Source organism: Nostoc sp. 106C (genome assembly GCF_002154725.1).
Classification (GTDB): Bacteria; Cyanobacteriota; Cyanobacteriia; order Cyanobacteriales; family Nostocaceae; genus Aulosira.
This window is the reverse complement of record NZ_MTAW01000039.1, coordinates 13,094-35,962: the sequence shown is the minus strand read 5'-3', so window position 1 is coordinate 35,962 and position 22,869 is coordinate 13,094. Positions and strand designations below refer to the sequence as shown.

The window sequence follows — 22,869 nt, the reverse complement described above, 5'->3', positions numbered from 1 at the left end:
TCATGGAGTTAATAGCGATCGCAATTTGGAATGCACAAGTGGTTATTTTTCTCTACCTGATTTTCTGGTTTATAACGCTGAGGTGGCTTGGGAGAGGTAGTACTCCATGCCCAAGATCAAGATGAAGCCTTGTTTTGTGCGATCGCAAAAGTAAAGCGAGATAGTCCCAGTTTTTGGGAATATTGGGTTGCATAGATGTGATGAGTGATTATTAATGATTGTGGTCAAAGGCGATCGCCTATGTGTAATACCAATTCACGAAAACTTTGCTACAGATAGATCTCTCGTAGGGGCACGGCAATACCGTGTCCTTATCAACGTATTTGTATCATGATGAAAGTGAAACGGTATAACTATCGAGCGATCGCACTTCAAACAATGCCTAAATCGTATTATCGCAGTTTGAGCAGGTGATCGCTTGACTGTTAAAACAGTCGCTACAAGCTACAAAAGCGATCGCACTGCAAACAATGTCTAGCTCAGATTATCGCAGTTTGAGCAGCAGGTTTTTATGATCCGCGGTTGGGAAATAGCGATCGCACTGAAAATATGCTGACAGAGCAACAGGTACTTCAGAGTCGTGTCAAGTTATTACATAAATTGTGCGATCGTCTTTGTAATGAAAAAGTGTGAATAAATACAGAGTGGCTTATTGTTAGACATCGCTTACCCACAGCAGAAAAGCGATCGCACTGGCTATTTTAAATCATCGGAATAAAGGGCTTTATCCATGTTGGCTCTTATTTTAGCTAAAAGAGGATTGTAAGCTTCATTAGACACCGGCCCTACGATTTTTTGAGCCAGATCCAAGAAATTCGTTTTGTCAAGAGGGTTATTGCCTTCTGTTCCTTTGGTATTACTAACTGCTATCAATCGACCCATGATAAATTTATCTGCCCCAAGTTGCTGATGTTTTGTTAAACTCTCTACGATAATGAAATTATTGGGCATTTTACCTAAACTTACTACATCATCAATGCTACTGTTCGTGATATCAATAATCGGGATCATATCGCTTTTGATAACGTCTCCATTTGAATCTTGCCAGGTTCTCTTTACTTCATTTTGAGTGTCAGTTTTGGGTTTTGGTGCGGTTATCCCTTCAGTGATAACCGGAGACAAGTCTGAATGAACAATATTACCCGAAGCGTTAGAGGTGAGATTAGAGCGTTTATCTCCACCAAACACACTTATTTCAAAGTATGGATTCTTGTTAATGTATTCACTTTTCTCCACATTCTTTGTATTTTCATCGGTATGTTTCTGAAATCTGTTCGCCAGGATACCTGCTGTTATCAGGGCTTGTTCACCACTGTCTAAATAGAAGACCCGATAATCAGTAGCCGTTAATTTAGATATGACATTTTTTTCGTAAACATCTGTATCATCTTTAAATTTTCCTGATTCTGTGTGGTCAGCATTAGGATTAACTGTGCTGTTTAAGGTAGTAGCTGTATACAGCATAGAGTATTCCTGTAGCTTGTCAGTCATGTCAGCAGTGATGGCAAAATGTTTGTTTTTATCTTCTTGTGTAGAGGTTGAATCCTTACCATATAAAGCATTACCTTTTTCTAATAAAATTCCAGCTTGCTGGAGTTTTATTAGCATTCTTGACTTTAACCATTCATAAACTCTTTTTTTCTCTGTGGAAGCTTTAGTGTCCACTTTTTTCTCTAAAACTATAAAAGCATGGCGCATAGCCGTTTTTAGTGCCTCTATGTATAATATTGGCTTAGAAGTGTCTGTTTTTAAATTTGTCAAGTCGTTAATATTGTCCAGATTGCGAGCAGAATTTTTACTCGTCAATTTTTCTACTATAACTTTAAGCCCCGGTAATAGAGCTTCAATGGGGGCGTAACCCAGCCACAATCTTACAGAGTCTCCAGTATCTGCAATAGTTGGCCTTTGAAAACCAAAACTTCCTCTTTCGGTAATTTTTATTGCCTGGTTAGGTGCGGCGTTGAAGTCTTTCGCTATTTGGGAGACAATTTTTTTCGTATCTTTATATTCTGCGTTGTTGTAAATGAAATTTTTACTAGGCTTAGGTACTTTTAAAATCAAACTAGGATGATCTTCCGAGCCTATGGCGTTTAAAACCTGCTTTCCTCCAGAAATATTATTGATGGCAGTACTAATCTGGTTTACTAAAGTTCCTCTATCTTGTAACAAACCATCGTGAAAATTGCTGTACCGAGCATCTCTAGTAACTTTCTCTTTTAAAGCGTCTTTTTGCTTTTTAAGCAACTCATCAGTGATTGAAGATTCTTTATCAACGGAACGACTGTCTTTGGGTGGGGTAGTAAGTCGGGGATCTTTGAAGAGTTTTTTGATTGCCTCCTCTTTATTACTGGAAGCAGCTATAATTCCTTGTTGATCTTGCAGGATTTTGAGGTTATGGGAAGGAAGACCTGCTGAAGCCACACTCATTCTTCCCGTATTGTCTGTACTGTATGTAGTACTTCCTACAGGTTTTGAGGTAACGCTTCCCCCTTGAAGTTTTAATAATGCCGAGTTAAGAGGTTGGAGCAATGTACTGACATCTACACCCTCTCCGAATAATAATTCCTTGTACTGTTGATTCAGGGGATGATCCTTGTTGCTTCTGGCATATTTGCCTTCACCTACATTATCCCTGTCAAAACCCTGACCATTCTCCGCTTTAAATGAAGCAATATGTCGATGGAAAAATACCAACATGGAGAGGAAATCTCCTTTGATATTTTCAAAATTGATAGCTCCTAAATCTTTCAATTTTTGCTCACCTAATAGAGCATAAAGTAGTTGGGTATATTTCTTTTGTGCCTTTTGCTCTGAGGAAGATTTACTAATGGCTTTGTCATACCAATCATTATTTGCAAACATATTTAGTCTGGCAGTCGCTCTTACTTCGTCCGGCTTGGTTTCGAGAGAAGGATCTGCTTTTGCTACTTCTGTCCAACGTTCAGCAGTGGCATTACCGCTATTTTTATCAAAAGCGGTTGCTAATGCAATCAGATTTTCTTTTTTCCACTCACTTATGTTTAATAATTTTGCCCAATCTTCTGCTTTACTGCCCCCCGTCTTTTGGGCAAATGCCAATCCGATGTCAGCAGCAGATTCAGCTAGGGTTGATGGTATGTTATTCCCATTAAAGAAGGAGATGGTCTTATCAATATTGCTATTTGCTTCGGCTGCTACCCATATTTTCTTGATGGATACTAAGTCGCAAACCTTGCCCACTTCAGCGACGAAATCGGTTAGTTTAGAAAGGGAAGCGTATTTAAGGCTATCTAAGAAACCAATAACATTCTTCAGATTGGGGTTATCCTTCGTGACCTTGGTTTTTTTCTGATAGAGATTGATTTCAGCGATGCTTCCTTTGTCTCCTACCTTCTCAATCAGATTAAATGCTAAGTATACATTTTTGACGCCAATATCTTGAAGTAGGTTTACAATATCAGTTATGGGGTCGGAACGGTGTTTTTTATTAACTTTTTTGAAAATGGTTAGTTGTATGGCTACCTCATCTTTAAACAGTTTAGCGATTTCATTTTTTCGTTCCTCAGATCCTGCTACAAGGATGATATAAGTATGTTCTCTAAGGGTTTCGTTTTGGGGATCTTGTGCAAATGTTTTTATATGTTTTTTCTGAGTATTAAATTGTTTTTTTAACTCATTGTCTTTCTCCTTTAATTGGTCAAATTTGTCAAAGTTCAAAGGAATCAATTTGGTGTCAGAAATAGATGCTGTGCGAGTTTTGTCTATACTATAGCTTACGTCTGTATCTTCTTTTGCCTTGTCATTGAAATCTTTTAATTCTTTTTCTTTATATTCGTTAGCGATTTTTTCGATATTTTCTATGAGATTATTTTCTTCTTTTGTTAAACCTTCTGTTATTTCTTTAATGCCTTGGTTTCTAAAAATTCGACTAGCAATTTCCTCGTACAACTGATTGAGATTATCTTCATATTTTTTGTATAAATCTTTCATTTTATTAGTTAATTCATCTATAATTTTTTGGGATGTTTCTTGAATTCCTGCAATTAACTCTTTTAGGCATTGATTAGCACCGTCTGTATGTTTTTTAAAGACCTTGTCCTGTGAGCTAGGATTTGCATTACGTTCATATATGTCTCTGGTAATTTTTTTCACATCAACATATAGCTTTCTAGCACCCTCATAATCCTTAGATTTAATTTTTGTTAAAGCCTGGTCTTTTTTATTTTGTGCTTCTTTTAATTTCTCATCTGCATTGTAGACTAGTTGAATAATCGTTCTCTGAACAGGCTCTGCTTTGCCAGTTTCAATTGAATTGAAATGAGCATTGGCCTTTTTAGTTTGGGCAGGCATAGCCCTTAGCGGATTATGTATCTGCTCACGGCTTGCTCTTGCACCCATCACATCCGCCTCATTCTCCAAGCCTGGATCATCATTCACATCGTTTCCTTTGAATTTCATGGTCGGTTTTACCCGCCCTTGCTTCTGTTGCACCACATGCCAAGCCTCATGTGCTAAATGCCTGTCCTGCCCCTTCCCCACATGAATATCTTTGCCTTGAGTATATGCCAATGCTTGTAACTGGGCTGGTTTGTCGGAATTGTAATGCACCTTCACATCATCCATCGCCATACCGGAGAGGTTTTCTATCCCGGCTTTCAGATTATCTGGCAGCCCTGTGTTATTTGACTGTTGCTCCCTAGATGAACTGACGCTAGCAGGCTGTTTACCATCCGCTTTCGTTTGGAAAGGCTTCTCTTTTTCTTCAACCTGTCGTTGAACAGGTTCTTTTTCTTCCAGTTCGCTCCCTAGGTCAGTCTGGCGTTGTACAAGATCTGCCTGCTTGGTATTGACTTCGCTTTCAAACGCGGGCATTCGTTGCACCACTGACTGACTTATGCTCTCTGGCTCTCTGGTAGCTGATTTAGCTTGAATGGCTGATGACGAGACAGCTTTGGGTTGAAAAAAAGGTGTAGACGCTGCCTTGTCTGCCGAAAAGAATGCCCCATCTGGGCTAGCCCCAAAAAAAGGTTTTTGCGCTGCTGGCTGATGATTTGTGCTTTTTTGGTTCTCGTTCTTTTTCATAGGTTTTCCTTATATATTAAAGTAATCGTGAGATTCCTTTGGCTGTGCTAATGCCATTCCACAATGAGAATGTCCCCCATCCAGGGCAACTTCACCATGCTGAGTCCCCAAGGTAGGCGACTCAGCAAAATATCGATCGCCTGTTGCTCAACCTGAAGCTTCCAGTTACCATCCTCGCTACGGGTGAGTTTGCCCGCACGTTGTAAAAAGCCATCTCGCAGACCGTCGGGGCTGGTGCTTTTGAGGACTTCCCAATAGTTAATTACAGTTTGCAATAGGTGTTCACCTTCAGTTAGGGCGGTTGCGGGTAAATCTAGCCCACGAGAAACTGGCTCGTCTAATGGCCAGCCACAAAGAAATTTGGGCAGCACCAGTTCATATTCGGGGGCGTCGGTTTGCTTGGTAGCTAGGTAATGCAACAGGTAAATCGCTGTTTGTTGCGCCGATTCATCCCGGAAAGATTCGCCATCTAACAACCCCACCTCATCCAAATATATGCGTAAAAACGGATGCAACAGTACGAGTCCTGCTTGGTTGACATACAGCCCCGCCGTTTCTTCTTCGGTTGATAATGTAGAACCCCTAGCCCGTCGGGGAGGTATCCTCTGCGGGTTGTTAAGTTCTTGAGTACCGATTTCTGCCTGCTCTACCGATGGGGTTGGCTCGTCTGTGGGCGTTGTAGTTCTGTCGCTAACTGTATCCGTTTCATTCTGTGATGAGGGAATGCTAGGTGCAGATGTAGCAGTTAGCACTTGGTCGAGGGCATTTAGCCAAAGAGTGCTTTCGGTAATTGGTAATGCTGCGATCGCATTACGCAGGTGTTGGCGCGAGTTCTGATTGGCTCTGTTCTGTGTTGGTTCTGCTGCTTCAACAGAGGGGGAAGGTTCGGTTAATTGATTTAAGTTCGGTGCTACCTGCCAGCTTTGCACGAGTTGGGTTAGCCAATTGCGAGTCCAGGTAGCTGCTGGTAAGGGTCTTGCTGATGCATTATCTGAGCCAATTTCAGCTAAAAGTAGCAGCCAAGCTTGCTGATTCAATTGCTCACAGATATCATTGCTCAGGTTCAAAGTTTGCATCAGTTCTCTAGCTTGTGCCACCAGGGTGTGCCAATTTATCCAAGCTGGCTGTAACTGCAATACTAGCTGATGCCGTAAGCTTTCCGAGAACTGAGTGATTAATCGCTGTCGTGCTGCTACATTATTCCTCAGTAACTCCCGCAGAGGCATCTGCCACGCTGTTTCAGTTTGGATAATTGTTTCCCATCGGGTTAGCCAGGTCAGCCAGTTCTCTGATGTCGGTTGCTTGGGCAAATGACCAGAAGATAAAAAGTAGAGCAACACTTCCCAATCCGCCTTAGGGCTAACTTCAGGATTTTGGGGCGATCGCTCTTTATCCTCTAGCACCTGCTTGTATGCATTCAGCCACAGGGATCTTTGCGCAGGAGATACAGCATCAATACTAGTGCGTAATCGTTCCTGAGCGATTTGATTAAGGTTGCGATCGGGAGGCCAAACTTCTGGCTGTGAATCGGGTTCTGATGACCAGCGCCAGTTTTGCATGAGTTGGGCTAGCCAGTTACGAGTCCAAGTTGCGGCGGGTAAAGGACTTACGGATGTATTATCTGCACCAATTTCGGCTAGCAGTAGTTCCCAAGCCTGTATTGACAATTCCTCGAAGCTATCGCTACTTAAGCTCAAAGACTGCATTAATTGTTTGGCTTGAGCCAGCAAGATATGCCAATTCGTCCAAGCTGGCTGTAATTGCAATAGTAGTTGATGCCGCAAAGCTTCCGGTAACTGAGTGATTAATCGCTGTCGCGCTGCTAAATTATTTCTCAGTAATTCCCGTATTGGCATCTGCCACGCTGTTTCATTCTGGATGGCATTTTCCCACCGTGGTAGCCAGTCTTGCCAATTCGCTAATGCTTGTTCGCTGGGCAAACGACCAGATTGTAAAAAGTACAGTAAAACTTCCCAATCGGTCTTGGGGCTGGATTGTAGATTTGGTGAAAATTCTGCTGCTTGCTGGGGTTGATTGAGCGATCGCACTGTAACCTGGTCTAGCGCTGTCAGCCAGAACGTCTGCTCGTCGCTGGGAACTGCTTCTAGGATAGGGAGTAATCGTTGACGAATTTGATTAAAGTCTGGGCGTTGCGGCCAGTTTTCCACAAGTTGGGCTAACCATTTACCAGTCCAGGTTGCAGGAAATGGCCTTGTCGGTGCCTTATCTGCACCAATTTCCTCTAGTAGTAATAGCCAGGTTTGCCTATCCAGGTATCGAATAGCACTACTATTTAATTCCCAGCACTGCATCAGCTGCCTAGCTTGCGCCAGCAGCGTAGGCCAGACCGTCCAGGCTGGCTGTAGCTGCAATATCAACTGGTGTAGGAAGGATTCTGGCAACTGCTCAATTAGGCGCTGCCGTGCTGCTTGGTTGCTTGTCAGTAATTCCCGCAGAGATTGCTGCCAAGCGGTATCTGTTTGCATCACCGCTTCCCAACGCGGGAACCAAGCTTGCCAATCCCCAAAAGGACACCACCAAGGCAATCGCCCATAGCTCAAAAAGTAGAGTAACACCTCCCAATCTGAAGTAGTGCGATCGCTCCAAAGGGGTTTGTCGAAGGCATCGCGGGTAGTTTTTTCGGTTTTCGCACTAGCCACCACCCGATCTGCCAGACGATCGCCTAAAGTCTGCCTGAGGGCGTCCAGTAAGTTGCCAATAAATTCATCTGCTAAAAATCGGCGGTCAACGGAACCTACCTCCACCACCACCCGATCCAGCCGAATCACTTCTTCATCCCCCACCAATTCATCTAAGAGACGCTCGATTTCCTGCACGCCCTGCTGCTGAAACAAGCGACTCACATCTTCCTGTAAACTCCATACATCAGCTATTCGCCCGATATCGAGTTCTAATACAGTCCTTCCAATGATGTGGCGTTGTTTGGTCATAGGCTGAAAATAAGGCAGAGGGCAGGAGGTAGAAGGGGTAAGAATTTTTATGCTTGGTTGTGAGTTTTTCCCGTGAGAGACTATCTTGAAAATACTTTGTGCCTTTGCGGTAAGAAATCTGAAACCACAGAGACACAGAGAGAAGAGATTTTTTTATGTCATATTGGTAGGTTCTCGATAACGGTTAACGGGTTTGATATCAGTAAGATGCCCATCCCTCATCTGAAATAAAACCCGCAGGCGATTGAGCAATGTAGCTGAGGGTGTGGATGGGGTGGCGGTGGGAGTGTCGGCTTCACTGTCAGTGATGCGAATAATCACGGTTGAAGCTACACTTTCGACCTGAGTGCCGTTAAGTTCCTTAAAGGATTGTGCTGTGATTGTATGGACGCCTACAATCGTTTGCCAGCCATCGGGTAGGTGATAAAGTGGATTAACTTGTGTGCTACTCTTCGCGTCATCACCAGGAGCAGTATAAGTAAATACTATGCGATCTACGGTTGCTGGGACAGTGACAGCTTCGATCGCGTATTCATTGTTTGGGTTAAATTCCGATAGTCTGAAAGTGTTATCGCTCTCCAATGGAGCGCTTTTAAGCACTTGGCTATTGCTGATGGTTAACAAATTAAACCCCACCATATTACTAGAGGGTATGGCAATCTTTTTGGTGATTGGTTCACTGCTACAGCTACCGAGGGTAGGCGGCGTGTTAACCCGCAAGGTAATAGATACCTCAGCACCAGCTACCCAATTGTTGAAATCATAGTTATAGCTGATGATGAACTCACTATTACCAGGATTGCTGGTGTTAAGGCTACCGCCGGGGTGTTCCCAGACAAAGCTAAAAGATGTTTCTGGCGGTTGAATATTGAATACCCGAATAGAAAAGCCTTGTGCGTTGATGTTGGCAATCTCTGCCTGAAAGTCTGCCTCAGGTAAAGGATTAACTGTGACAGTACGGCTCAAGGTATTTTCGCATTGAGTTTGGCGATCGCGAATCTGTGCCTCAATCTTCACTTCCTGCGGTTGACTACCTGTTGCAAATTGCTTGGGATCTAAAATCCTGGTGTCTGTTCCATCGATGCTCACCTTAGTTAACTCGATATTCTCAGGTGTGCCCTCAGCCAGGGTAATTTCTACTACGCCGGCATTGTGGCAGAAGTTTTCACCTTCATTGATTGACAACTCAGCTACGGGTAGGGGGCTGACTGTAATGGTGCGGGTGAGGGTATTTCCGCATTGGGTTTGGCGATCGCGAATCAGTGCGACAATTGTCACAGTCTCAGGCTGACTGCCTGTAGCATATTGGCTAGTATCTAAAATTCTCGTTTCTTTGCCGTCGATACTAACCTGAATTAACTCGACATTCTCAGATGTGCCCGCAGCTAGGGTAATTTCTGCTACCCCGCTATTGTGACAGAAGTTGTCACCTTCAGTGATGGACAACTCAGCCGCGGGTAGAGGGTGGACTGTGATGGTGCGGGTAAGTGTATTTCCGCATTGAGTTTGGCGATCGCGAATCAGTGCAGTAATAGTAACTTCCTGTGGCTGACTAGCTGTTGCATATTGGCTAGTGTCCAAAATCCTCGTTTCTGTGCCGTTGATACTGACCTGAATTAACTCGACATTCTCAGGCGTTCCCTCCGCCAGGGTAATCTCTGCTACCCCGCTATTGTGACAGAAGTTGTCACCTTCAGTGATGGACAACTCAGCCGCGGGTAGAGGGTGGACTGTGATGGTGCGGGTGAGGGTATTTTCGCATTGGGTTTGGTGATCGCGAATCTGTGCAGTAATAGTAACTTGTTGCTGTTGACTGCCTGTTGCATATTGGCTAGTATCCAAAATCCGCGTTTCTTTGCCGTCGATGCTAACCTGAATTAACTCGACATTCTCAGCTGTGCCCGCAGCTAGGGTAATTTCTACTACCCCGGCATTTTGACAGAAGGTTTGATCTTCAGTGATTGACAACTCAGCCGCAGGTAGGGGGTTGACTGTGATGGTACGGGTGAGAGTATTTTCGCATTGGGTTTGGCGATCGCGAATCTGTGCGGCAATCGTAACTTGCTGTGGTTGACTACCTGTTGCATATTGGCTGATATCCAAAATTCTGGTATCTGTGCCATTGATGCTGACCTGAATTAACTCGATATTCTCAGGTGTTCCCGCAGCCAAGGTTATTTCTACTAACTCGGCATTATGGCAAAAACTTTGACCTTGAGTAACTGATAATTCAGCCTCAGGAGAGGAGTTAACTGTAACGGTACGAGTAACAGTATTTTCACACTGGGTTCGGCGATCGCGAATCAATGCGGCGATTGTAACTTGCTGCGGTTGATTTGTGGTTGCATATTGGCTGGTATCTAAAATCCTGGTGTCTTTGCCGTCAATGCTCACCTGAATTAACTCGACATTTTCAGGTGTTCCCTCAGCCAGCGCAATCTCGAATGCCCCAGCATTGTGACAGAAGTGTTGACTTTGAGTAATTGAAAGATTAGCTTGTGGCTTAGGATAGATAGTTACAGTCAGCGTATCGTATGTATCGTCTACGGCATAGGCGAAAGTGATGGCTATTTCCGAACCCTTAGCCAGCTCGTCTTTACTAGCTTGGCCAATACTACTTGGCTGGAAGAGTTGTTTGATTCCCTCAAACAAAATTCCCTCTCCCCGAACTGTGCCACCTTCCGGTTCCAGGGTAAATTGATACTTATTGCTATCATCTTCACAAAAGACTGTTTTCTCCAGCAAAATGATCGGGCGTGGTCTGGCTAATACATAACTGACGGCGGGTGCGTCGCTACTACAGCGATAAGGTAAGCAAAAATCGCCTACGACTACATCCTTACGCTTTTGCAATTCTGGGAATAGTTTCTCCCAACTGCTGATTACTTCTTGAGGCGCAGCAGGTGGGAAAGCAGCAGTTTTTTCAATAGCTGCGGTGCGTAAGCTAAGTAATTTATAAATAGCCGGGTCTTTGTCAGCAACTAGAAGTTCATCAACTTCTTGACCATCTACGTACACCAAAATAAATGTGCCACCTTTCGGTACTCCACCTAAGTGTTCTACACCAGGATGTTGTTCGACAAATTTGTTGAACAAATGCAACTTCATCAGTTGCTCAAGTCTCCGCTGATAAGCTTCTATCAGTCCTATGAGTTCAAAATAGTTTAGTTCCTCAGCTGCCTGGGAGTTACCCATTTGGTATTCGTCAGTATTAAATGTTGCAGGCACATCTCGCAACAAACTATAAAGAGTCTCAACGTCTTGAAAATCCGGTTGTTGAATGATTGGTGAATTGTTTTTATCAAAGCTAACAGCAAAATGATTTAACGAAAGTAAAACAATGGAATACGTCCTGGAAGGATCGCCGGGCGGCAAGTTTACTTGATACTCTGTTGAAAGCTTTAGGTGATAATTTTTGGATGAATCACTTACTATTTCATAAGTAATTTTGCCCAAGGATAAGCAGTCAGCTATCTCTTTGATGATGCGTTGCTTTTCTTTGTTAATGTCATCATCAGTAAGTCCGGAAAAATCAATGCTCAGGGTGTTAAAGTCGTTGAGGTTATTGCCCTCAGTGTTGGCAGCTTGAGTAACGTAGCGTGCAATTTGCTGATTGGTTTTGTCGCGCACGAATAGCCGATAACGCTGAGTTGCATTTTCTTGGACAAATTCGTAGGCTTCTGGTTTCCGAGCCATCTCCAGAATAGGATTAAATAGTTGGCTGCTATTGATGACAGTCAGACTAGGTTGGCCAAAGAAAACCTGCTTCAGTGTTTGCAGAAAGGCATTTTTTGGTTCTGTTGCATACTTAATCCAAAGTTTCTCGAAAGTCTCTTTCATCCGCCTAAAATCTGATTCCAGGTCATCAAACTGACCAGAAATGTTCAAATCTTGGAGACTAGCTTCACTACCAAGTTTGAGGGTGATGACATCAAACGCCAAATTGTAGCGCCGCTGATATTCCTGGATGCGTTTGAGTGCGTCGCCGTTAGCTTTGCCGATATGTCCCTCAATGCGGTAGAAATTCTGACCATCCAACCGATACACTAAATCATCGCGTTTGGGAATAGATGCTGTTTTGTCATCTTCCTTTAGGGTGAAATAAGCAGGCAGTAGGTGACTTCTACCTTTACGGTAAGCATCGTAGCTCCAGTAACGATAAATTTGCGGGTAGTTTAAGTAATAAGGAATGGCTTGTTCACTCAACGGAACTGAACTATCTTTACTGGGCGTGATTTTCAGGGGAGTTGCAGAAAATGGTAGCAGGTAAAAGCTATTTTCCTGACACAAGTTGAGCAGGCGATCGCACAAATGACGCACCTGTTTTACACGCAGCTGATTACCGTTGTAAATCGGGGGCTGGGTGAAATGGCTACGATAAGCTGAAGCTGGTTCGTATCCTTTCAGCGCTTGGTTGGGAGACGGAACTATCCCCAGCATGAGAAATTTGGGAAAGCGCTGAGTATCTGGGGCGCAGTCATCCATCAAGTCAAAGGCTGCTTCAGCTAATTCATCATAAGCAGCAACCAGTTGACTAAGGTAATCATAAAAATATTGCAGGGCGTAGGTTGGCTCAACCTTTTCTGATGGCACAGTTTGTTGGCGAATTTCCTGTGGCTTAATAGCTTCTAGTAGCAATTCCAGCCGCTGCTTCAGGTTACTAAAATCATCTGCTGAATTAGGTTGAAAAGAACTGAAAAAAGGCGAGAACAGCCGAAAAAGTTTTGGAAAAGCATTATCAATTGCCGCGATCGCATTTTGACAAACTAGGTAGTAGTTATCCCGGAATGCCTTGTAGTCGCTGATTTTAGTTAGATCTACACTCTTGCCAACTTGCTCGGATTGTGAATAACCGAAGCGCTGCACCTTGGGAGCAAAATCTCTAAATTGCTGAAGCTCATGGTCAAATTCTTGGAGATAATGATTGCGTGCGGTAAAAACTGCCTCAGTGCCCAACCCTTGCCAATATGAGGGCAATTGATCCACCTGAAACCCTTGTTGAAGTAGGGTTTCCGCCGCGATCGCCTCCTCGTCTGTGTCCGGCTTTTGAGTACGCGGTAGCAAAAAAAAGCGGTAAAGCAGACTACGCTCTTGGCTGAGGTTATTGTAATCAAGTCGGCAGTTGTCGCGCTGCACATCCTGAAGTTCACAGACTACAACCAGTACTCGATCGCTCAGAAATTCCTGAAACGCTTTTTCATCTCGCAAACTGCCGTCAGCAGCTTTATGTAGAGGTATGTTTTTATCGCCGCTTTGCGCAAACAGTTCTATAACTTTGTATTGCTTTTGACTTGGTGCAAACAAAGCAGCAGAAACTAGCTGTTCAGGTTGATAATGGTTGAGCGTCGTGTCTGCAAGAGCGATCGCATAACCTTCAGAAGTAATGCCGCATCCGGCTGAGATCTGAATCTGCGCCTGTGCTGTTTCATAGGTACTGCTCACCTCCAGCCCACAAACAATTCCCACGCCAATCAGGTAGGCACGGGTGAGACGATTCTGCTCATCGAGGTAATTGACAAGATGATTCAGATCATCCTTGGTCAACACCTGGTTAGGTGTAAATACGGGGTAGCCGCTTCGATTGATGATGGTGTTTATAGCCTTAATCATTGGCAGTTCCTAGGGCAGTCTGGTTGAGAATAATTGGTTGATCGTCAGGGCTACTTGTCTGGGAGTCGTATAGGATGCCTTGGGGATAAACACTTCGCAGTTGGGGTAGAATTGCCAGGAGACGGTTGAGCGCTCCAGTGCGATCGCAAGCATTACCTGAGCAAGTATCCTGGGCTAATTCCTCTAGCCAGTCGTGATAGGCAACTTCAAACTCCCTCATCTGGCGCACATCTAGCCAAGCAATTTTCAGCGCAACGTGGGCTGGTGCTTCCAGTCGCAAGGTACGTTCGACAAAACTGCGGAAATCCATATCACCAAAGCGCTCTGGCCAGTAAGGAAGAATGACGCTGATCCAGAAAGAGTAGGGGTCTTGGCAGGTTAAAGTCGGTTGTTCTCCAATGGTTGTGGCATCATCCGCAGTCACAAAAATGGGCAAAAAATTTTCTCTAGTTGCGAGTTCCCCAGAAATAGACACAGGTAAATTCTTTTGCGGACGAAGGAGAATATGCTCCAGCAAATGAAATCCTTCATCGTTGATGCGGGTCTGTATTGCGGTAATAGCTTGATCTCGCTCGGATTTGTTGGCGTAATACTTGGTAGCGAGGATTGGTTCTTTGCCTTTGTTGGTCAGTTCCCAGCCATAGGGGCCATTGTCACCATCAATTAAACGGAAATTATCTCGTTTTTGAGCAAGTTCTAGCAATATATTGCCGTGCTGCCAAGCGTCTTCTATTTTGTCTCGGCGTTGCTGGCTCTGTAGTAAAGTTTGCCCGTGTTTGTCATACACCTGACCCACATAAGCAGGCGATTGTTGCGTTATCTCCGTGGTCAGGCGAGCAGTGCGTACCAGGAGAAACAAACGGTTAATCGCAGCATCACGCTCGGATGCTGTTGTATAGTTTTGTGGGTGGATAGCGACTTCACTTTTTTGATCCCGTGGTCGGCTCAGTACCCGAAAGCCGAAACCGTCTTTAGTTTCTGTAGGGAAGATGGTTGTCGGCTCTAAAATACCTAACACGTCGCGATAAAAGCGATCGCGGGCGGCATTTTCATTCTCTAATAACTCTGTACCCTGTAATAAGGTGGCTCCCTGCCAATCTAGTAACAGAAAGCGATAGCCGGAGGTTGTTCCTGTCACAGCTTCAATCTGCAACAATGACTCAACCGAGTTCAACAGCTTAAAGGTTTCAAAGGCATTAACCTGTGTAGGTGCAATCGCCACTACCTTACCGGATTGATCGGTAATACCCAGGCTATAGCTTTGACCCGCTTGATCGGTGGCAGGAGTGACGTAGCGGCTTAAATAGCGCAGGTGTTCTGCAAACTTACCAGCAGACTTCCAAGCAACAACTTCTGAGGCATAGAAGTCTACACTTTGCAGCAGGATTTGCTCAGTAGTGTTATTTTTTAGCGTAAACAAATAGGCTGCGTTGGACTTTTCGACTGTAAATCTAAATTGATTTTGGTTAACTTGAATGTTACTAAACCAGCTTTGCAGAGCTATATCTTGCTGTTGGGGCGTGGGTAAATGCTCGGTACTTGCAGCTAAAACTTTGCCTTCAGTATCTACTATGGCGTAACCGTAGGTGGTTAATCCTACCGCAGCACCAACTTCTTCTGCGGTGGTAGGGTCATAGCTATAAGTAAGGCGCTTGTAAAAATCGCTATGTAGAGCAAACAGCAAAAACTTCTCTAGAGCAGCCTGAGCATCTTTCTGGGTAGCGTAGCTTTGCTGGCTAGTTAATAGCTGTTTCTGGGCACCGCAGCTAACAGAAAAGGTAAAACCACCAGCATCTTGATGAATTCGATAATGGCAGAGATCACGCCGCCGCACATCTTCAATGCCTAGCAGGCGAGAAACCCGCTTTTTAAAGCCAGATACATTGTTGGTGTCCCATACCTCATGAGAATTGCAGTAATTGAAGGCGCGGAAGCGATCGCGGCTTAAAGAAGGATAGTCTTTTAAAAAGTGGGCCTTGTCGTGAATAATCTCTGTTTGATGCTTGTCTTGATCGCGGTGTCCTTTGGTCATCCGGTAGTTGAGCAATACATAATCGCTAAAGGACTCGGCAAAACGACCTAGCAGATGGTCAAGAAAACGGTTGCGGCGATCGCGGTAGCTATCTGTATCTAATTCCTCTTGGAGCGATTTGAGATAATTGTCACCAATGATGGCGGGACGGTCTGGGAAATCAAGAGCCTGGATAAAGTAAGTTTGCCGTCTGAGCGGTTGTTTGGTTTTATACTCAATTTGCTGATCCTTCGCTCGATCAATTTCCCAGGAAAATAGGTCGCGGACATGGGTGAGTTGGGAAAGGTAGTTGGCTAAAAACTGATCGAAAAATACTAAATATCCCTTCAATTGACGGGCTTGGGCCTTACGCAATGCTGAAGCCGTTTCTGGCAAACCGTCTTCACTGATGCCATAGGTGAGGGGAAAATCGTGCTGAATCGAATAATGATCGGCAAGGTTGTAATAACTACCTTGTGGTACAGGCAAATTTAGTTCATAATCTTCCCGCAGGGCTTTAATATATGCAGTTTGTTGTTCATAATAGCGGCGCTTAACCTCATTCACATCTGCGGCGATCGGCAGAACACCCTTAAAAAGAGTAACTTTGGAGTATTCAACCCCCAACATTGGACTATATCCTTGCGTCAGGTGCAGATACCAGGGGTGCTGTGACTGCGGTAAGCCATTGATATAGTTAGTAATGCTCAGTTGCCTAACTGCTGCTACACCTGGCACTTTTAATATTTCTTGGTATAAATCTGAAGTGTAGATGATTGTAGGTGGAGTCAGGGCTTCCAGTTCGTCAGTATCAATAAACCCATGACTGTCGTAAGGTTCATCATGAAGAACCGCAGGTCTGCCAGCAAAAATTTCGGCTATGCTTTTGCCTTTATCTAGTAATTCTTGTAGAGTGTAAAACCGCAAATGAGGCGAAATTAATGCTTCTAATCGTGTATATATATTTACTAATACATCCTCCGCATCAGCATCAGCGACTAGTTCAATATCGCAACAAATACCAATTTCTTCTTCACCTAAAACGACAATATCGTGAAAATCTTCGCAGAGATTGCGATAGTTACACAGCACACCTTTCACTTGATCGAGGGTATCAGACCAGGAACGGGAAAGCTGCCCACAAGCATTCTTGCGGTATCCGAGATCGAGGTCAATATAAACGGTATAAAGTCCTCTTGGATGAAGACGTGGGGCGTTTTCCGCCGATTGACCATTTGGCAGAGTGGATTGCAGGCGGTTGTGAGCATAGTCTACGTAGATGGCTGGATTATAGGTTGTCAGTTTTTCCAGCCAAGCGTTACGGACACCAGGAATGTCAATCAGGCGCTTGCGTAAATCCAACTCTGTGACTGGATTACAAGTGAGTATTTCATCAACGGTAAAAAAGTTGTTCTCTTGGCTATCACGGCTAGCCGGATTCAAGGCTAGCAAATCCTGAATATCCAGATTGTTGCGGTAGCCCAAATCCGTGACGGCGTAGCACAGCACTTCCAAGATAGTCACGCCAGGATCGTGCAGGTTGTAATCTGTCCAAAGTTTCCCAGACAGAGCCTGTAGGTGTGTGATGCCGATTTCTCTTAATGTTTGAAAATTTAGATAATCAGGAAATTCAGGCTGACGCTTCGAGATGCTTAGGTATTCCAACATGGAATTCAGGTACTTTGAAGGAGCAAGGGAACAGGGAACAGGGAACACAAAAGAAGAAGTAGTACTGATTTTTCATCCTGCACCACTGAACAGCTGATAGATAGCTCCACCAAACAACCACACAAGAGCGATCGCAATTCCCAAGGTCAAGAATGTCAGATATTTGAGCAGCTTTTCCAGACGTAATTCCATCTGCTGCTTATACTCAGCAAATTCCTTGCCTAGTTTTTCTAAATTCTGCTCAATGGTGTTTACTTTCTGCTCTAATTCCTTGAGCAACGATTTCCAATCCGAACCTGTCCCTGGTGGCGCATCTTTTTTAGCGCAGATTTCTTTTTCAGCTTGCATTTCCCAGAGAGCACCTTGGTAATAGACTATATCGCCTTTCTGATATGTCCGCCCGTCTTGCCAAAGTCCGTAAAATTTATCATCGTGTTTGTTTAAAGTCGAGTCAATCAACTCAGCAAATTGAGATTCTGATAAACGACTTTTATTTTTGAATAAACTCTTAAGTTCGGTGCGATTTCTTAGTGTCATAGCAATAGTAGATAAAGTCAACATAATTTAGGTTTGTGTAAATATTTATTGTTGAAATAAGGCTGAAGGCAGAGGGCACAAGGGTAGAGGATTTTTATCAGCGTTTATCGGCGGTTAAGGGATTTCCAAGAAAGAAATTATCCAAAGAAATGAACCGCAGAGGCGCAGAGAACACAGAGAGGAGATATAGAGAAGATTTTTGCGTCAGATTTGGGATATTTTTTTATTTGGAAGTCCCTAATTATTAATCTTTTTAACTTCCTTTTCATCACCTGCATCTGTGCAAAAACGTAAAAACTTTTTCTCCCCTTGTTCCCCTGCGGTCTTAATAATAAGTCTCTAACCGAACACGATAATTACTCACCCAACTCCAACGCCTCCAGCGACTCATAACCCAAAATGCCGGATACAAGTTTTTCATTAGCAGCGATAGTAGTTGCTTCTTGAATAATGTGGGTTTGACCTGTAGTTTTAGCTGAAACCGAGGTGAGAACAGATCGCGCAGTTGAGGCGATCGCTTCTCGAACATTGCGCTGGTTATCATGGTGCATCTTAAAATCAACGACATAATCAACGTAGTATTGCTGTTCAATGAAATTGAGGATAGAAGAGCGGTAAACTGTGCCTCCAAAATGAATTTCAGCGCCTTGATCGACTGTCCAAGGCGTAAGAAACTGGGTAATCGCTTGTTTCAAATCCCGGCGATAATAGCCAAAGTTAGCGTTATATGGGGATTTAAATTTCACCTCACACTCCACTTGGATATGCTCGTATGCGGGATTAACAACCTTGATATCTACCCAAGACGAGCTAAGACTAGCCAAATATTTCTCGATTTTTTCTAGCAGGTTAATGTTGACCTTGGGTTCAAGATCATTGGTGCTGCTACGCTGCGACAAGTCAGGAATCACAACCAAAGTTACAGCCCCAGGTACTAGTTCATGAAACTGCTTGCCTTGCCCCACCTGTCCGTGGTTAATGCAGCGAACCTTATAGATTTGAGGAAATTTTTCTAATACCAATCGCTCATAGTCAAAGATGGTAACAGCCCGGCCTTTATGGCGCAGATATTCACCGATCCGGGTATAAAAATGCTCTGGCTGCTCTTTGATTTGCCCACCAAAAGAATCATAGGGTTGCTCTACTTTTTTGACTTCCGGTGTAGGTACAGCCAGTTTGGCGATCGCTCCAGCAGGTAAAGGCGCAGCTAAATGATTCGGATCGTTACCTTCATCGGTGAAAGTCACCCGCGCGGCTTGAGTATGAACACCGAGGATTTGGCAGATCGCCCCACTCCGGGCTGGTACAGTAGCTTTGATCCAGTACAGAGTTGGGTCAAGGATGGTGGTTTTATGCTTGCTAATGTCCTCCGGAATCCCTAGATTGACGATACCTGAAGTAATCAGCCCATTAGTACTGTCGCTGACAATGCGATCGCTCAAGGATATCCAAGTATTATCTTTGAGGTAGTGCCACTGGACATCGGCTTTTTCTAAAGCTGTATCTGCGGTTTCTTCTGCTACCTGAAACAGCAATGGTAAGGCTGTAGGCGGATCAAGGTCGCCCAGTCCAATCAGCAATTCACCCTCATTAGTAAACTGCGGTAAGAAATCGGGCGTGTCCTTTGATACTAACTCCGCAAACCTATCAAACGGGTGGAGGTGGAACAGTTTGCAATCTTGTTGATCTGCGACAGCGATGTAACTGAGCGTAATTGACTGAATGACAGGGGTATAAGGCTCGTTGAGCGTAATTGGTGCTACTTTTACTTCTGTGGGAAATTCCACGCTCGGATGCCATCGTGTTAAGGTGCCAGTACTCAGTTCATAAACAGCACCATTAACATATTCCCCAGCCGCAAAATTTTTAGCTGAGGCTAATGTTTGGAGGGCATATTTACGAGGGAACTCGTCGTGCAGGAAGTTCTGTTTGAGTACGAAGCGCAAGAAACCACTATCGGTTTGCAGATTAAAGCTGGTTAAGTTGTCGATTTCTTCCCCAGGTAGAGGTGTTTGGGATGTCCTATCTACAAGAATGCGATCGCCTTCTGGATTGAAGAGATTGTAGCCATTAGGCAAGCCTTCTGCTGACCAAGTGTGTTGCGTGAGTCGCTTTACTTCGGCTGAGAAATTGTTAAAGTCGGGCTGATTGCTATCGTCTTCTACATAATACCCGCGATAATAGTTTGCTAAATCAGCAGGTAATCCTTGCCATGCAACCTTCATCTTGAGAACAGAGAGATTTTTTAGAAAAATTTCTTTACTCCCTACATAAAAGGTTGCGCCTACGGCTGGTCTGGGGCCAAAGGGTGGGAAGGGTTTACTTGGGTTGATGGGGGATAAATCGTTTTGCAATACCAAGTTTTGGATCTCTATTTCCTTGGTGCTGATCGTGAGTTTGGTAAGTTTGAGGTCGCGGAAATAACTGTAAGGTGACAAGCCATTCACCTGCGCCTCATCTTTTAATTGCAGTCTGGCGACAGGCAAATTTGTAGTGAGTGCAGCACCAGGTAGTTCGCTATGGTAAACACCGATTGGTTCTTGATCGGCAGTTAGGCTGACTTCTAATTTTAGGGTTTGACCTTCTAGGCTAGTTTCGCTGTGAGTCTCTAGCGGGCGAATCTTTGCAACTATCCAATCTTTTTTGCCGCTAAAATCAACAGCGAAAATATTTGGTAAATCGCTGGCTATCACTCCAGCAAGCGCCCGATCAAAGCTCAGAGTAAAAATGAGGGTGCGTAACCCTTCTTGAAGATAAAAAATATTTGAGGCGATCGCCAATCCTAAACGAGCATGGTTGCGTGTGCGATTCCCAAAAGGTAGCCAGATCTTTATCGCTTGTTCTTTAGGGAAATCTCCGCCTTGACCATCAAAAGAGTTTGCTATCGGTGAAGCATACAAACCCAAAAGATTGTTGGGGATATTGCCAGTTGCGATTTCTTGTGAGTCCAAAAACAGCCCTTGCAAACTGGCTATCGTAGCTTTGTGGAAGACTGTTTCGGCATCAAGTTTGTAAAACATCTCAACACCACTGGCATCTTTACCAGCTTTGAAGCGAGTTTCGGCGTTGAGTTTGTATTCTTTTTGAGCCTTGGCTAGTTCAAATATTAAGTGAGCGTGGTCTGGTTGGGCGGGGCGATCGCTCAAACGCAGCACTTGACGATAGAAAAAGTCAAGATGTCTCTGAGTCATGCGATTGAGATCATCTCTGGCTGGTTGCATCACCTCCCAAAAGGCAAAATACAGCGATAGATGCGGTGGATGATCCTGTCGGGCTGTCAAACTATCTTTTAAATACTTCGGTGCTTCCTTGATAATCTGACGGTAAGTTTGAAACAACATCTGAAAAACAGCATCTACTTCAGCACGCGGTTCGGATGTATTGCTTACACGAGTGCGTTCGCTTGTTTGATCGGAACTGAGATCCAGCCCAAATAATCCCACAAATTTTTGGTAAAAATCTGTCCCTATACCTTGATTAGTCTCAAACAACTGCATCCGCCTTAAAGGCTCTTTCAGATTGGTTTTAACTAGTCCTTTAATAATCGATTTCAGCGGGGTGTAGGGTTCTAACACTTCATACCACTGGGCGATCGGATTCAACAACTCGGTTTTCCATAGTTCCAGAATAGGTGCAAGAGTTGCAGCCGACTGGTTTTTGAGAAAAGCTGGCAAATTCTGCGTATAGTTATCTTTAACTTTTTGAGGGCGAGTTTTGCTAATCAAAGCGATTTGCACAGGTGTACTACTAGCAAAAAATTCTTGCCAGTTACCTTCTTTTTGGTTCTTGTAGTTGTAGTAATTAACCTGTTTACTGAGTTTGTGAGCAAACACCAGAAAATCAGCCAGGTCGTGTTCGTCAATCTTGACGTAATCGGGCGACAAAGCTAAAACCTGTCGCTGGCGCTGGCTTACCCCATCGCGGATTAATGGATTTTTAGGTAGATCGGGGCGGATGCTCATGGATTTCTAGATTACCAACGTAAAGCAGGACATCAGGTTAACAATTCAAAATTCAAAGTTCAAAATTAAAGACATTCTCAGCCGCAGATTTGAAAGAACATACCAATTGTTTAAACTAACAACACGAATAACCTTAATAAAACCTCTGCGCCCCTCTGCGTGAACCTCTGCGCTCCTCTGCGTTAAAAAAAATAAGTCATACACTAGACTCAGCAATAACTTCCAAATCCTCCCTTATAGGAAACTTTGCTGTTCCCGGTGCAACCGAAAGTAGGTTGCCGCTACCTTCTTGCAAGTAGAAAGGATAAACAAAATTGAAGCGAGAATTAGTGCTGATGATGGTGTAGTCTACGGTAATATTGACGACACCTTGCAACTGTTCATCAAGGTTGAAATCCAATTGGTTAAGCAGGATACGGGGTTCGTGATACAGAATGGCAATGCGGATCAGTTCTTTGACACTACTAGCGACTGTGGGGCTAAAGGGTTCAAAGAGCAAATCCTGAAGGTTACAGCCGTAAGTCGGCTGCATCACCCGTTCGCCCAAACTAGTAGACAACAGAATTTGCAAACTCTCACATATATCATCCTCAGCGCTGACCAGTCGTATACCTTTGCTACCGCGCTCAAAGGTCGGTGGAAATCCCCAACCAGTACCCAAGTATGCCTTGCTGCGTAGCCGTGCAGGGCCTTGTTGATAGACATCACTCATCTCACCCTCCAATCAAAACAGTAAAATCTCCCAACACAATCGAGCCACCGTGGGCCGTGCTATCACCCAGCCGGACAGCAGGTTTTCCCCCAATCATTACAGTTGCCGATCCCATGACGATGCTATCTGGCGGACCAGAGCAAATGCAGGTATCACCCAATACAGCTGCTGGCATACCCCCAATCAGCACCAGGGGCGCTCCTGGCCCAATCACAGGGCCGCCAACATGGGGCACAGGGCCAGGATTCTGCATCGGGCAGACGTGCATATCATTAATACGAGCAGCAGGTTTTCCCATAATTTGTCATTTGTCATTTGTTATTGGTCATTTGTCATTTGTCATTTCTCGCCCTGCTC

Annotated in this window: 8 protein-coding genes; all 8 read right to left on the bottom strand. The window is 44.2% G+C overall.

What is annotated here, in order from left to right; translation table 11 throughout:
- Positions 1-696: 696 nt before the first annotated feature.
- Entirely contained in the window at positions 697-5,061 is a 4,365-nt protein-coding gene (locus tag BV375_RS02555; protein ID WP_166507353.1) for a DUF4157 domain-containing protein, read from the bottom strand.
- A 47-nt stretch (positions 5,062-5,108) separates the two neighbouring features.
- Positions 5,109-8,012, bottom strand: a complete 2,904-nt coding sequence (locus tag BV375_RS02550; RefSeq protein ID WP_086756925.1) for a contractile injection system tape measure protein — start codon at positions 8,010-8,012, stop codon at positions 5,109-5,111.
- A 153-nt stretch (positions 8,013-8,165) separates the two neighbouring features.
- Positions 8,166-13,622, bottom strand: a complete 5,457-nt coding sequence (locus tag BV375_RS02545; RefSeq protein ID WP_086756923.1) for a hypothetical protein — start codon at positions 13,620-13,622, stop codon at positions 8,166-8,168.
- Entirely contained in the window at positions 13,615-17,301 is a 3,687-nt protein-coding gene (locus BV375_RS02540) for a hypothetical protein (protein WP_086756921.1), read from the bottom strand. Before BV375_RS02540 ends, BV375_RS02545 begins: the two co-directional genes overlap by 8 nt.
- 72 nt (positions 17,302-17,373) lie before the next feature.
- Positions 17,374-17,838 carry a carbohydrate-binding protein gene (locus BV375_RS02535; RefSeq protein ID WP_086756959.1) on the bottom strand — a complete coding sequence of 155 codons (465 nt, stop codon included), beginning with the start codon at positions 17,836-17,838 and terminating at the stop codon, positions 17,374-17,376.
- A 356-nt stretch (positions 17,839-18,194) separates the two neighbouring features.
- Entirely contained in the window at positions 18,195-21,800 is a 3,606-nt protein-coding gene (locus BV375_RS02530) for a baseplate J/gp47 family protein (RefSeq protein WP_086756918.1), read from the bottom strand.
- Between the two features lie 196 nt (positions 21,801-21,996).
- Positions 21,997-22,512 (bottom strand): GPW/gp25 family protein, encoded by a 516-nt coding sequence (locus BV375_RS02525; RefSeq protein WP_086756916.1) that lies wholly within the window; start codon positions 22,510-22,512, stop codon positions 21,997-21,999.
- Between the two features lies 1 nt (position 22,513).
- Positions 22,514-22,810: a PAAR domain-containing protein gene (locus BV375_RS02520; protein ID WP_086756914.1), complete on the bottom strand. Its 297-nt coding sequence runs from the start codon at positions 22,808-22,810 to the stop codon at positions 22,514-22,516.
- Between the last annotated feature and the right edge of the window lie 59 nt (positions 22,811-22,869).

Bases quoted from the DNA above. Each gene is read 5' to 3' on its own strand.
- BV375_RS02520 (WP_086756914.1), bottom strand. From the start codon at position 22,810: ATGGGAAAACCTGCTGCTCGTATTAATGATATGCACGTCTGCCCGATG.
- BV375_RS02545 (WP_086756923.1), bottom strand. From the start codon at position 13,622: ATGATTAAGGCTATAAACACCATCATCAATCGAAGCGGCTACCCCGTA.
- BV375_RS02530 (WP_086756918.1), bottom strand. From the start codon at position 21,800: ATGAGCATCCGCCCCGATCTACCTAAAAATCCATTAATCCGCGATGGG.
- BV375_RS02535 (WP_086756959.1), bottom strand. From the start codon at position 17,838: ATGACACTAAGAAATCGCACCGAACTTAAGAGTTTATTCAAAAATAAA.
- BV375_RS02550 (WP_086756925.1), bottom strand. From the start codon at position 8,012: ATGACCAAACAACGCCACATCATTGGAAGGACTGTATTAGAACTCGAT.
- BV375_RS02540 (WP_086756921.1), bottom strand. From the start codon at position 17,301: ATGTTGGAATACCTAAGCATCTCGAAGCGTCAGCCTGAATTTCCTGAT.
- BV375_RS02525 (WP_086756916.1), bottom strand. From the start codon at position 22,512: ATGAGTGATGTCTATCAACAAGGCCCTGCACGGCTACGCAGCAAGGCA.
- BV375_RS02555 (WP_166507353.1), bottom strand. From the start codon at position 5,061: ATGAAAAAGAACGAGAACCAAAAAAGCACAAATCATCAGCCAGCAGCG.